At 60.6% G+C, this 13,985-nt stretch carries 9 protein-coding genes; 2 read left to right on the forward strand and 7 right to left on the reverse strand.

The features are described from left to right. Positions 1-20 precede the first annotated feature (20 nt). Both BN1724_RS06260 and BN1724_RS06265 read left to right on the forward strand, forming a co-directional pair. Positions 21-890, forward strand: coding sequence for a sugar phosphate isomerase/epimerase family protein (locus BN1724_RS06260; protein ID WP_197671762.1), 870 nt, complete (start codon positions 21-23; stop codon positions 888-890). Between the two features lie 68 nt (positions 891-958). Next, a complete protein-coding gene (locus BN1724_RS06265; protein WP_058234666.1) occupies positions 959-2,158 on the forward strand; it encodes a Gfo/Idh/MocA family protein in 1,200 nt (399 codons plus the stop codon). A 455-nt stretch (positions 2,159-2,613) separates the two neighbouring features. Here the strand turns inward: BN1724_RS06265 and BN1724_RS06270 are convergent, their stop codons facing one another. From BN1724_RS06270 to BN1724_RS06300, 7 genes are all read right to left on the reverse strand, one after another. Further along, positions 2,614-3,498: a TIM barrel protein gene (locus BN1724_RS06270; protein ID WP_058234667.1), complete on the reverse strand. Its 885-nt coding sequence runs from the start codon at positions 3,496-3,498 to the stop codon at positions 2,614-2,616. Positions 3,499-3,501: 3 nt separating this feature from the next. Beyond that, a complete protein-coding gene (locus BN1724_RS06275; RefSeq protein WP_058234668.1) occupies positions 3,502-4,923 on the reverse strand; it encodes a sugar porter family MFS transporter in 1,422 nt (473 codons plus the stop codon). Positions 4,924-5,224: 301 nt separating this feature from the next. After that, entirely contained in the window at positions 5,225-6,247 is a 1,023-nt protein-coding gene (locus tag BN1724_RS06280; RefSeq protein WP_058234669.1) for a sugar phosphate isomerase/epimerase family protein, read from the reverse strand. Between the two features lie 328 nt (positions 6,248-6,575). After that, on the reverse strand, positions 6,576-8,069 hold the full coding sequence (locus BN1724_RS06285) for a Gfo/Idh/MocA family oxidoreductase (RefSeq protein WP_084252820.1): 1,494 nt from the start codon (positions 8,067-8,069) through the stop codon (positions 6,576-6,578). A 1,169-nt stretch (positions 8,070-9,238) separates the two neighbouring features. Further along, the gene (locus BN1724_RS06290; RefSeq protein WP_058234670.1) at positions 9,239-10,255 is read right to left on the reverse strand and encodes a LacI family DNA-binding transcriptional regulator; all 1,017 of its coding nucleotides are present in this window, start codon (positions 10,253-10,255) and stop codon (positions 9,239-9,241) included. A gap of 188 nt (positions 10,256-10,443) precedes the next feature. Further along, the gene (locus BN1724_RS06295) at positions 10,444-11,232 is read right to left on the reverse strand and encodes a response regulator (RefSeq protein ID WP_197671763.1); all 789 of its coding nucleotides are present in this window, start codon (positions 11,230-11,232) and stop codon (positions 10,444-10,446) included. Next, positions 11,225-13,939 (reverse strand): histidine kinase, encoded by a 2,715-nt coding sequence (locus tag BN1724_RS06300; RefSeq protein ID WP_172797090.1) that lies wholly within the window; start codon positions 13,937-13,939, stop codon positions 11,225-11,227. Before BN1724_RS06300 ends, BN1724_RS06295 begins: the two co-directional genes overlap by 8 nt. Positions 13,940-13,985 lie beyond the last annotated feature (46 nt).

The raw sequence follows: 13,985 nt of genomic DNA on the forward strand, positions 1-13,985 counted from the left end.
TTCCATCCCAGGAGTTTCCCGTGGTCAAGGTTCTGCTCGATCCCTCCATGTACCACCCGCACCTATCCGTTGCCGATGAGCTGCGCAAAGCCGCGGAGCTCGGTTATCGCTATCTTGAACTATCTCCGCGCGCTGACTTTCACGAATGGCATCACTATCCCAAGGTGGATAAAGCGCTGATTCGCGAGGTCTCGGATGCGATGAAGGAAACCGGAGTCAAGATCTGGTCCTTTAACCCAGTCTTTAACTGGTCCTGCCCGGATGAGCAGGAACGCCAAGCCCAGGTTCGCAATTGGAAGCGTCTGCTCGAAATCGCCGATGCCCTGGAGGTTCCGATGATCGCCACGGAGCTATCAGGGGATCCGAATCGCCCGCTCGAGTCTGAGCATGCGTTTTATCGTTCCATTGAAGAGCTCATCCCGGTCTTTGAACGCTACGGTATTTCCTGCACCGTCGAAGCCCACCCCTATGACTTCGTCGAAACCAACGACCGGGCTGTGCAGATTGTGCGCGGTGTCGACCGAGACTGGTTCAACTATGAATTCTGTTTCCCTCATGCTTTCCATCTGTCGCAGGGCCGCGGAAACATTCGGGAGATGATGGATTACGCTGGCGCCCGGCTTCGCCATGTGCATATCGCCGATGTTTTCAATCATCTCGCTAATGTCGGCAACCGATATATCGTCAACCCCCCCGGGGTGGATGCCCGGGTGCATCAACACAATGAGATCGGGCGCGGCGATATCGACTGGGACGATGCCTTTAGCTATCTGCGCGAGATCTCGTACGACGGGCCCGTCTCCGTCTGCGTCTTTGGCTGGGAGGAAGAGGCCGATGACATTCACCGTCGCATGCGCGAGCGGATTCTCAGCGAACTCGGCGGAAAATAGCGCGCACTCGACCTCCGAGCCACAAGCCACGACCAGATTTAATTCACCACCTGCACAGGAGAATAAACATGACCCGTACATCCCGCGACATCGGCATCGGTGTGATCAGCCTCGGCTGGATGGGCCGTCTGCATACGACGTCCTATCAGCGGATTGCCTCCCGCTACCCGGAACTCGGACTGCGACCACGACTCATCGCCGCAGCTGACCCACTGGAAGCGAATCAAGAAGCAGCCCTTGAACAATACGGTTTCCAGCAAGCCGTAGCCGATATCGACGATGTGCTCGCCAATCCCGAGGTGGAGGCCATCTCAATCTGCTCCCCCAATTTCCTCCACCGGGAATTCGCGCTTAAAGCCGCCGCAGCTGGCAAACCATTTTGGATTGAAAAACCGATGGGTGTGAGTGCGGCCCAATCGCGGGACATTCTCCAGGCAGCCAAGGACGCGGGAATCGCTACCGGGGTCGGTTTCAACTACCGGCATGCTCCCGCCGTTGAGCATCTGCGTGAGCTGGTGCGTAGTGGTCAGCTCGGTCGGATTACCAATGTCCGCTGCTGGTTGATCGCTGATTACGCATCCTCCCCGGACGGCCCCCTCACTTGGCGCTATGACCGTGAGAAGGCGGGCAGCGGAGTTGTCGGTGACTTGCTGTCGCACGGCGCGGACCTGGTTCAGTATGTGACGGGCCAGCGCATCACCGAAGTCACCGCGATGAGCGACATTTTTATTTCCGAGCGCCCCATTCCCACCAAGATTGGGGTGGGTCACGGTGGATTTGAGGTCGGCGATGAAAAGGGTGCCGTCGGCAATGAGGACTGGGTGGCAGCTCTCGGTCATCTCTCGGCGGGAGCGCATGTGACACTGGAATCATCTCGGGTCGCCCGCGGAGACCGCAGCGATTACGCCCTGGAGATTTTCGGCACCGAGGGGTCCGCACGGTGGTCCTTCTTCCGCATGAACGAGTTCGAGGTGCAGATCGGCGACGGCGGTCTGAACCACGGTTACACCACGGTGTTGACAGCGGCTGGGCACGGCGAGTATGCCCGCTTCCAACCAGGACCCGGCATCCCGCTCAGCTTCGATGACTTAAAGCTCATCGAATGCGCGCAGTTCCTGACCGACGTGGTCAATGGATCCCATTGCGCTCCCAATGTGGCGGATGGCGTGGCTGCGGCTGAAGTCTGCGATGCGGTGGTGCGCTCGGCCGCCTCCCGCTCGTGGGAGAGCGTGCCCGAGGTTGAGGGAACCACTACGGTCAGCATGTGACCTCAGCGGGTAATCGCGCAGTAATCCTGCCCATCCCTTGATGAGGTAGCGACTTGCTCATCCACACGTTAAAGCCTGGTCTGAACTCCGCTCACAGCGGGCCGGACCAGGCTTTTTCACACCGTCGCTGGGATGCGGAAGCGTGACCTTGTGATGCCGTAAGCATCCATGTTCTAGGCGGGCTATTTGCGTGGGCCCACGGGCTCGATCGGGCTATTTTTTCGGGGCTGGGCGACCCCTATGTGGGCTGTGGGCTGTGGGCTGTGGGCATTTTAATCGGCACCAAATCGGGTGACAACGACGAAGGCCCGGGCAGCACAAGATTGCTCTGTGCTGCCCGGGCCTTTCGGATTCGGCGCGGCAATCCGCACTATACGGTTGGCGCGCCGACTAGGTATCCGCGACTGCCAAGTGATCTCAACTATCCGATGTCCGCGACGACCTGGAGATCTCGACTACAGGCTGCGCAAGAACTCCACCGACGCGGTCACGTCGGCCAGAGCGGCATCCCCCTGAGCGGGGTCGTCGAACTTGCAGTCCTGTTCCATCACGTACCAGCCGTCGTATCCGGCCTCCTGAAGGGCGCGGATGATCTCAGCGATCCGCGAACCGCCGGTGCCAAGCGGCAGGAACACTCCCGTAGCTACCGCGTCTGAGAAGGCGAGCTCACCGCGTGCGACCTGTCCAGCTTTGTCCAGATCAACATCCTTGAGGTGGACGTGACCGACCCGGTCAGCGTGGTCACGCACAAACGCGTAGGGGTCATTGCCGCCGCAGATCATGTGGCCGGTGTCCAGGCACAGTTCGATGTCGGTGTCATCGACCAGGCGCTGAACAGCCAGGGGCGATTCAATCATGGTGCCGACATGCTGATGGACCACGGCCCGCACCCCACGAGCGGCGGCGCGTTCACGCACCTCGTTCAAGCGCTCAGCGCACAGCTTCCATTCCTCGTCGTTCATTTCCCGCTTGGCGTCATAGCTGACCTCACCGGAATCGACCGACACCACCAGGACGCTAGCTCCTGCGGCTTCATAGGCGTCAAGTTCGGCCTCAAGCGCCGGAAACGGGTCAACATCGGGCTTGTGCAAAACCATCGGGAAGAACCCGCCGATGGCAGTCATGCCGAGCTTATCGAGGTAGGCGGCGCGCTCAGCCGGATCCGTGGGCAGGTAGCCGTAAGGGCCAAACTCGGTCGCCTTGACACCCAGCCGCGCCATATCACCGAAGACGCGGTCGGCATCCAGCTGGTAGCCCCAGTTGGCGGCTTCGCACACACCCCAGGAAATAGGGGCTGCGGCGAGGCGCAAGCTGTCTTTGTTTTCCATCGTCGTTGACATGTGTCAGTCCTCCTTGACGGCCTTAGTGGTCCGTGTCTTGAAATGATGCTCGAGTTCTTCGAGTGAATGCCCCTTGGTCTCCGGGGCCACGCGCCATACCCAGATGAACGCGATGATCTGAAGGCCCACGAAGATCAGGACGGTGGGGCCAACCCCGATTCCTCCGGCGACCTCGGGGAAGTAGCGTCCGACCAGGAAGGTCACCATCCACAGCACCCAGGCGCACACGCCCATGCCGACCCCGCGCACGTGTAGCGGGAAGATTTCGGACAGGTACAGCCAGGTGACGGTGCCGATTGCGCACTGCATAAAGGCGACGAACACGATGATGCAGATGAGAATCGCGTACGGACGGAACGGGTTCGACTCGGGCATCATGATGAAGATCAGTGCGAATGCACTGAGGGACACGATGGTGCCGGCGAGACCGGTCAGCAGCATGGGCTTGCGTCGCGCTGTGCGCAGCAGGTACATCGCGAGCGCAACGGCGCCCACCCCGACCAGACCGGGGATGATGTTGGCGTAGAAGGCGCCATTTTCGCCGAACCCAGACTTCTCCAGCACGGTCACCCCGTAGTACTGGATCACGTTGATACCGGAGATCTGGTTAATGATCGCCATGCCGACGCCAATGAAGAAAATGTGGCGGATCCACGGCACGCACACCAGATCTTTCAGGGTTCCGGTCTGTGCTTTGTAATCTTCGCGGGCGAGTTCTCGAACCTCGTCAAGTTCCTTGGGATCATAGGCCTCACGTCGGATGTCGCGCAGAACTTCCTGCACCCGATCGAATAGACCAGCGCGGGCGAGCCAACGCGGCGACTCCGGAACGGCCAGCATGCCGATCCACAGGGCGACGGCGGGAATGGTCGCGAGCACCAGCATGTAGCGCCATACATGGCCGGTGTTGCCCAAGGCGGTGGCGATACCGGCGTTGAAGATGAAGGCGAGGGCCTGACCGGAGACGATCATGAGCTCGTTTTGTGCCACGATGCGCCCGCGCTGGCTAGTGGGAGCCATCTCGGCGAGGAAGACAGGCACGATGATCGACGCGCCACCCACGGCGAAACCGAGGATGAGGCGGAAGGCCGCGAGCACAATCCAGTTCGGGGAAAGTGTGCACCCGATGGTTGCGACAGTGAAGATGACGGCGAGGCCGATGATGGTTTTACGGCGTCCAAAGCGGTCCGCTAGCCGTCCGCCGAAGACCGCACCCCAGGCCGCTCCGAACGGCAAGATGGCGGCAACGATGCCTTCAGTGGAGTTGTCCAGCCCAAGGCTTCCGCGCATCGACGGCAACGCGCCATTGATGACACCGGTGTCGTAGCCGAAGAGAAGCCCTCCGAAGGTGGCGATCGTCGCAATCAACCGCATTCGGCCGGTCAGCTTTGTTCGCTGATGTCTTTCGTGGGTCACCACGCTCATGTATCTGTTGTCCTTTCGACGTCGTCGTCACCGGCCATGGTGACCGGCGGACTGGTCCTGCTCCATCATCGGGCTCTAAGACCGCGGCGAGAATGCCGATGGGTATGTCCGGTGCGAACGGCGCACCACCCGGTGCGGGACGCTCGAAAAACCGCGGACGTCATCGTCATTCTCCTGAATCGAATCGGCGGCTTCGCGACCAATCTCACGATGCCTGCGCCTAACCATAGCGCAACCTCAGCAGTTTGTCAGGACATAAGAGAGCACATGGTCAAGACCTTTCCCTGACAAGGGGAATCCTTTACGACCGTCCTGCGCACTCAGCAGCCTGGTGCAGTGTAGCTGCGGAGATCTCCAGTCCTTCCAGACGTCCATACGCGGCGTCCTCATGCTCAATATTCACGGCGATATCCGGCTTCACCTCGGCGAGTGCGCCAAGTACCTGCCCCCAGTAGTCAACCCCATGCTCACCGCGCATATCGTGGCCCGTACCCACGGCCACGAAACGCCATGCCGGATCCGTAGGCCAGGCCGCACACCAGGTTCCGTAGCCGGTGGGCACAATTCCGGGGTCACCCGCTGGCACCCGCGTGAAGTCCACATCCAGAACTCCTTTCAGCGCCAAGCCGCGGTCCCCGAGGGCAACATCTTTGGCAGCCGCATGCACAATGTGATCCCCGAGATCTCGGATCACGGCGGGCACATCCATCCCCTGCCACATGAGATGCGAGGTATCCATTTCGACCCCGATCTGGCTCGCTCCCGTCACCTCGAGGAAGCGTCGGAATGTTTGCGGGTTAAATACGAGATTTTGGGGGTGAAGCTCCAGCGCCACCACCACCCCGGTGTCCGCAGCCAATGCGTCGATCTGCTGCCAGAACGGTTTAGCCACAGACCACTGGTAGTCCAGCACATCCAGTTCTGAACCGTTCCAGCAGTTCACTACCCAGGCAGGGTGATGAGCGTCCGCATCGGTACCCGGCAACCCTGACATCGCCACCACGGTTCCAACCCCCAGCTTGCCCGCAAGCTCAATACTGCGGCGCAGGTCGTCAGCATGTTTGGGGCCAACCTGGGGCGATGGGCTGAGCGGATTGCCATTGCAATTTAGCGCTGTGAGCTCCATTCCGGCTGCTTCAATGAGCCCGAGGTAGTCCTCCCGCGCGGTCTGAGATGCCAGAAGCAGGTCAACGTGGCAGTGCGGCGAGGGTATGAACCCGCCGCTATTGACCTCAAGCGAGGTCAGACCCATTCGGGTGAGTTCATTCATCGCCGCATCGAGTGGACGGTCGTGTAGGCAGGCGGTGTAGGCGCCGAGTTTCATGAGGGTCTCCTGTGGTTGAAAGGTGTTGTTTGGTTGGGGTTGTGGTCGGACTTGTGGGCCCGCTCAGCGGGATACGGCGGGAATGTATTGAGTCCGACGTGCCAGGCCCGCTCAGATCGGGCCGTCCTGAGGTCAGATAGGGCCGTCCTGAGGTCAGATAGGGCCGTCCTGAGGTTAGATCGGGCCGTCCTGAGCTGCAGGCGAGCTCGGTTCAGGGCCCATTGAGACCTCGAACCGAGCGGATGCATGAGCCAGCCTGGGCCAGAGATCGCAACCAGGGCAGCTGACGTCCAGCCGACCGGAGAAAAGAACCGGCCTCAATCGGAGGTCATGACGAGGCCGCGCCAGAGGGGTATCTCGCAACCGCGACGGTTCCTCCCCCGGCGGCAGCTGACCTCCTCACCGCGTCGAGCACCTCAAGGGTGTGAACTCCCTCGGCAAAACTCGGACAGGGTGGCAGAGCATCAGGCAGCGCACTGCCGGTTTGCGCCGCCACCACCTGTTCGAGGAACGCTCGTGCCTGGTAGACGAACTGATCCACCTGACTAACCCCGACCCCTTCAAAATCCATGGCACTGCCGCCGCGCACATATGGATGCTCGGGCCCAACCAGCACCCGGCGGGGCCCCGATCGCCCGGGCCCACCCGCGGCGTCGTCGAGAGTGAATTCGCCGGGACGAGTCATATCAAAACCAGCCCGAGCCTGAGGCCCTGCGAGGCTGAACGACAGTCCATTAGCTAGCCCATGTACGACCCGGCTGACAGCAAATACTCCTCGGGTGCCAGACGCGAACGTGGCGGTGAAGGTCGCCGTGTCGTCGTTCGTCACGGCCTCCATGGGGGTGATGTCCGCAGCCGCCGTGCCTGAAGACTGCCCCGGAGCTGCCGACTCGTCATCGCCAACGGTGATGCCGCGACCACCAGCCACATGCTGGGATGCCTGCGGGCGCTCAGTGACGGTCACCGAAAACCCTGCTCCCGCCACATCGGTGACCGGTCCTGCGATCTGCTCTAGGGCATCAATCAGATGAACGGCGAGGTCCCCCAGCGCCCCGCTCCCCATGGGGCCTTGATAGCGCCACGAGATCGGAGTTCTGGGGTCAGCGCCGTAATCACATAGGTACTGGCCGGTGACCTGAGAAATCGCGCCCAGTTCCCCTGCTCGGGCGAGCTGGATGAGCGCTGCAATGGCGGGATTACGGCGATAGCAATAGCCAACCGCGGTCACGAGGTCGGTCTGTTCTTCGAGCGCAGCCATAGCCCGGGCGTTCTCCAACGTGTCAGCCAACGGTTTTTCGCACAGCACATGTTTTCCAGCGGCGAGCATCGCTTCTGTGATCTCACGGTGCAGCGCGTTTCCGACCACGATGCTCACGGCGTCAACACTTGGATCCTCGGCAACGTCTCGCCAATCAGATACTGCCCGTTCAAAGCCGTAGCGCCGGGCCGCGTCCTCAGCGAAAGGATGGTGTAGGTCAGCAATTGACACCAGGCGAATGGGTGGAAGGTTGAGGCCGAACAGCGTAGACGCTTGCCGGAAAGCATTGGCATGGGCGCGTCCTGCCATCCCCGCTCCGATGACGGCGACGCCGATCGGTTTCGCTCGGTGCGGATCGGAATGCTGAGAAGGCGCGGGGTGGACTGGATTGACAGACAATGGAACTGAATCGGAATGCTCAGGTGAGGCCGGAGCAACGCCGGGTGGGGCCGCCGACGGGGCTGAGTTGGAATGCTTAGGTGGCGCCGAGGAAAGGTCCGGCGGAGGCGCCGACGGGGGTATCGCTGACGATGGCACCGGGGCCGGGTCGTGGGCTGTGGTCATGGTGACTCCTCTGTCGATGACGTGGGTTCTAGGTGTTGCGGAGGTGGCGTGTCGTGGCGATGTCGGTTGGTGCGAAACGCGCCGCGATTATCGCGGTGGGACGGGTAGGTGTGCCGCGATGGTGCACGCAGGAGTGGCGCCGGTATGGACGGCGGTGCCTGCGAGGGCGGGGTCTCCACGGCCAGCGGTGTAGCGAATCGATGGTTGATGGTTGGTGGGGTCGGCTTGTCGGGTTACTGGTTTGGTGCGGCGATGTCCGTCGCGAGGTCGAGTTCCGAGGCGGTTACGGGCAGCTGAACATCGTTGGTTTAGCGCGCGCTAAATTGTTGTTGCCATGTTAGGACAAATGACGGAGCGGTTCAACAAGGAGCGGCAGTGCGGCGTGCGCAGGGCAGGTATGGCGGGCGACCGCAGATGTCCGAGTGAGGTGTACACACCATGCCGCCCCGCCCCGGATCGGTCCGACACAAGGTAAACAAGGAGGCAAGGCTTAGGGGGCTACAGCGGAACGGGTGGTGAGCCGTACAGCACCCATGAGGTTCAGCAAATCTGGTGCCCACAGGCTGGCTCAGGCGCCATCAGGGCAAGCACCGGGGCAGATAGGCAGACTCCCGGGCCGACCGAAGTTAGCGTGGGGCTAAAGATGCAGCTGGGTTACGTGTAAAAAATTGCCCGCCTTGGGCAACCAAGACTGACTCTTTGATGCGCCTATCTAGAAGTCTCCACCTAAACCAGAGGAGTAAATCGAGGGAGGGGGTCTCCATCGATAAGGCCGAGCAACTGGAAAGTGGAAAATCTCAACCCGCGGCACGATACGACTGCGACTTGAGGAGGCCATACGGACCAAAATTCGTCGCGATGACTCGAAAACCAACTAACTTCAAAAATCTACTTTTTCCAGGAACACCTATGCAATCTCGTGCTCATTTTATAGCGAACACTCTCGACAAACACTATTTTTCGTGGCCGTTTATCTCGGCGATTGCGCTCAACAACGACACCGGCCCTTGATCCCGAAAGTGCTTGTATCGGCCATGGCCGATGCAAATTCACACCTCACCTCTAAGAGCACGACCCCGATCTAGAGCACCGCCAAACGTCAACGACACAAATATGACCTCAAGTATCGCCTTCCATCCCCCTGCACCAGCCAGGGCACACACCTCAGCTCAGCCGCTTTGGCGCACCACCACTCGCGGCGCGACCCTCTGGCGTACAGGCCCTAATTCGCAGACAGCCTCCACGGCCAGAGTCGCCAGGTCATCGGCGCGCTGATCAATCGAGGTCAAACTAATGGCGGGCAACGCACCCATGGCGGTGTTGTCATAGCCCACCACTGCCTCGAACCAGCGTGCATCACCCCAAACTTCACCCGATTCCGCACGCGCCTGCACCCCGCCGGCCGCTCCCCCGTGAGCCGCGAGCAACGACAGCGCGATCATGTCGTTATGCGTGGCGACACCATCGCAGGTGCTTGCGCTTAGTTCAGCAACCACTTGCTGCCAACGTGTTGGAGACGCTTCGTCGTGTACGTCGATCCGATAGACGGTAGCCCCTCCAGATCTCGCCTCACCCTCGAACCCTCGGACACGATCCCGCGCGGCCTTTTCTGCGCCCGTGCCGGTTGGCCCCACGTGCGCGAGGTGCATTCGCCCACGGTCCAGCAGATAACGCGCAGCTAATCGCCCACCTTGTTCGTCATCGGCTGCCACCCAGGACACGTCGTGAGCTCGCGTCTCACCGCCGACCACACAGGTTGGCATGGCTCGTCCAACTCGCTGGAGCGCTGTATCTGTCATCCGGGGGCTCACGATGACGAGCGCATCGGCACGTCCTTCGACGAAACCCTCTGCTGCGACCTGCTGTTCCTGGGCTGTGTGCCCGCCAATAGCGATGAGGACTTTCATGCTGCGTCGCCGCGCTACTTTTTGCACGCCTTCAGCCAGTTCACCGAAAAACGGGTTGCGAAGCTCAGGAACCACCACACCGATGGTGTTGGTGCGACGGGCCGCAAGGTGCGCTGCTGCGGCATGGGGCCGGTAGCCGAGTTCTGTGATCGCCGCGAGCACAGCTTGGCGTTTTTCTTCGCGTACGTGCGGCGCGCCACGCACAACCAGTGACACTAATGCACGCGAGACACCGGCGCGCCGTGCAACATCTGTTTGGGTGGGACGAGGGGAGGACACATGCGGAGTGTACCCAGATCTGTTCGGGCACCAGGGCGGGAACGCTCCGCACCAGTGCACAATATGCCATGCCTCAGAGCGCCATATGCCACGGTCCAGTGCGCACTGTGCCACGCCTCAGAGCGCCGTATATCAGGCGCTGGCGCATAGTGTGCCGTACCCCATGCGCAAACTTGTTCTGCGTATCTTTAGCGGCGAGTCCCTGCAATTCCCTGGCTGTAAGCCCATGCCACCAGCGCCGCCCGGTCACGCATTAGAGTTTTTGCGAGCAAGTGATTGACATGCGTCTTCACCGTTGCCATAGAGAGCACTAGTTCCCGCGCAATCTGCTGATTGGACCGGCCTGCGGCCACTAAGCGCAAAACTTCGATCTCTCGCGGCGTGAGACCAGCTCCGTCATCACTGTGAGCACCGCTTTCGAGACCGTCGTAGGCGTGCCGTTCTTGGGAGACCCCAGGATCAGAGGCTGCTCTTGGTCGATCTGTATCGGAAGCCGAGCCGAGCAGGGCGAGCGCCCGAGCCGGTACCACTGCCTGGCCACGGGCTGCGGCGCGCACTGCCTCAGCGATAGTTTCCGGCTCTTCATCTTTGTCGAGAAAACCGGCCACCCCCGCAGCTAGTGCAGATCGAATCGTGTCATCGTCATCGAATGTGGTCAGAGCAACGCAACGGGTGCGCACCCCTCGCTCCCGCAGTTCTCGCACCGCTTCCTGGCCGGTGCACACCGGCATTCTGAGGTCGGTCAGCAGCACATCCGGGTCGTGTTGCACCACGGCTTCTATAGCCAGCCGACCGTTTTCGACCGCAGCCACCACCTCTAACCCGTCCATCAGGTTAATCAGGCTGCGCAGACCTTCCCGCACGATCCGCTGATCCTCAGCGATCACGACCCGCAAACAGCCATCCACCTGCGGGTCCGGTTGCTGGGCGCTGTTCGGACCATCGTGCTGGGTCGAGGGCGGAATGGAGTCATTCACTGGTGGTTCCCTTCGGCGGTGTGACCTCGTGGAGATTATTCTCCTCTCTGAGGCTCACCAGCCAACCGTCGGGGGTCGGTCCCGCATTGAGGTCCCAGCCTTGCCGTTCAGCTGCTTCCAGCAAACCAATGAGCCCGAGGCCACTACCCTGCTCGATCGTCGGCGGGAATGTTGCCACGTCACCGCGCGACAGAATCTCCAGCCGCAAACCTTCCCCGCTCACCAGCTGTTCGTCGGCGGCGCTGCCATCACGCATCGTGTCGGTGACAGCATCATCGTGTGGTGACGGACCACCAATTCGGATGGACACGGGGCGACCTGCGGCATGTCGCATGCTGTTGGTCAGCGCTTCCCGCACGACGGTTAAGGCCAGTTCTTGGCCGTGGTCCCATTCAGCGAGGCTGCCTTCGACATCCACCGTGGTTCCGGTCAATGATCTTTGGATTGTGACCAGCCTGTTGAACACGTCGTCGGGGCTTTCCGCCGCGCCGTCCTCTGCACAATCGTCGTTGAAGAGGTCCTCGGCGTCAGCGATGGCGTCAATGATATCGACGGTGTCAGAGGTATCAACGCAGTCCGCGATGTCAGCATCAGCGACACTATCCGCTTCACTCGCCCCATCCGTTTCAGCCACCTCATCCGTTTCAGCCACCTCATCCGTTTCAGCCACCTCATCCGTTTCAGCCACCTCATCTGTTTCAGCCACCTCATCTGTTTCAGCCACCTCACCTGCTTCAGTCGCCTCACCCACTTCAGCTACCTCAGCCGCCGTATCCGCTTCAACAGGCCAGGTCTCGTCCATCTCCGCTGGCTCGTCCGCGCCGTCCGGTTCCAATGCCTCGTCCGCACCGTCCATATCAGCCGGAATCGTCACCCCTTCCCTATCGGTCACATCGACCGTCTGGGGAGTCTCCTGCGGTTCCGCAGAGCTGTTCAGCCCGACATCGATCACCTGAGTGTCCATGTGATCTGCTTCGATGCGATCCGTGACATCGGCGTCAGCTCGATCATCCACCACCGTGTCAGTGACGGTCAGATCATCGTCAGCTCCAGCGGAAACGGTCTGATCATCCACCGTCATCTCGGCAACCGGCGTGTCCACCTCATCGGCTTCGGGTCGGTCAGCTACCGGCATATCGGCGACGGAGGAATCATCGTCACCTACGTGGGCAACGGTTTTATCGTCCACCGTCGCATCCGCCGAAGCCGTCTCAACTGCGTCAGCTCCAGCCCCATCGACTTCAGCCCCATCAGCTCTCGTGACCACGTCGGCCACAACTATTTCAGCCGTATCCGTGTCATCCACCGCACCATCGGCAACGGGCATAACACCTACAGCTGCGGCCTCCACGCCCTGCGCGGACATATCACTGTCACGAGAGTCGCGGGAGTCAGTGCCATCGCGCAGATCGTGCACCGTGCGGCGCGCTTCGATCAGACCTGACCGCGCGAGCTGCCGAGCCAAATCCAGACGTTCTTGGAGGGCGGGGCTCACCCCTTCCCGACGGGCTTCAACCGTGGCCGCCGACAATGTGATTGCTAGACCGGAGAGTGTGTGTGCCAGCACGTCATGCACCTGCGCGGATACTTCTCTGCGCTGTTCGCCGAGCATATGTTCGGCGCGTTCATGAGCTAGGCTCAGCTCTGCCTGAGACCGCTCGTTCACCAGGGCTAACTCACGCGCCCGGGACAGCTCTTCGGCATCTCTACGCCGCAACCGCTCCTGGCTCCATATAGCTGCGATCACCATTGCTAAAAGATTCGTCAGAACGCCCCACCACGGCATATCCAACGCCGTCACGAGCCGGAGCATGGCCCCAAAAATCGCAATTAATAGCAGAATCCGAATAAGCCAGGAGAGTTCGGATCGAACAATCCACACCACCGCCACGAAGGCCACTAGCTGTAAGACTTCGTCGTTCCATGCAATAAGCAGAATTGAGGACCCAAGCATTAAACCCGCAGATAATCTCGGATCCCATATACCGCCAGGTTTAACACCGACGACAATACAAAACACATAGAGAGCTCCGCATAGCCAGGCTCCAAATGTCACCAGAGTGTTTGGTGCACCAAGTTGCAGCAGCCACTGAGCCGGCTCGCCCATCAGCAGCGACCATACAATTCCACCAATAAATATGGAGCGAAAGAGCCATCCCATGGGGGAAATTTCAGGCCCACGCACTTGTGCTTCGCGCGTACGCTGGTGGGCTTCATCTACCGCTAAGCGAGCCTCATCTGCTCCGCACTGCAGACCATCTGTCGAAGGCCCTTCAGGAGGCTCTAGGTGACTTCCCGATGTGGTCGAGATCTGCTTCTCGGCCACCGGATGCACATCCTCAGCCATCGCCGAGTTCTCTCCAGATGCTACGGGCTCCTCGTTAGGCAGCACGGTCCTCCCGTCAGGCTGCACAGGCTCCTCATCCGACAGCATGGGCCTCCCGTCAGGCAGCACGGGCTCCTCGCCAACTACCGCTGAATTCTCTTCAGGCACGGGCCGATTCTCGCCTATCTCAACACGAATCTGATCTGTGACAACCTCGACCGAGTCTGCGGTAACTTCAGCCTGGTCTGTAACAATATCGACCCGGTCTGCGACGGCATCAATCTCATCTATCACTCGGGAAACTTCCGGCGCTTCTACACGCGTAAACGTCGACATATTCCCCCGAATGGGCTCTCGATGTGCATCCATCTTGTCGTTCACATACCGCATAGTACGTGCTATGAGGCCAATAGATTTCCTTTCTATT

This window comes from Devriesea agamarum (assembly GCF_900070355.1).
GTDB classification, from domain to species: domain Bacteria; phylum Actinomycetota; class Actinomycetes; order Actinomycetales; family Dermabacteraceae; genus Devriesea; species Devriesea agamarum.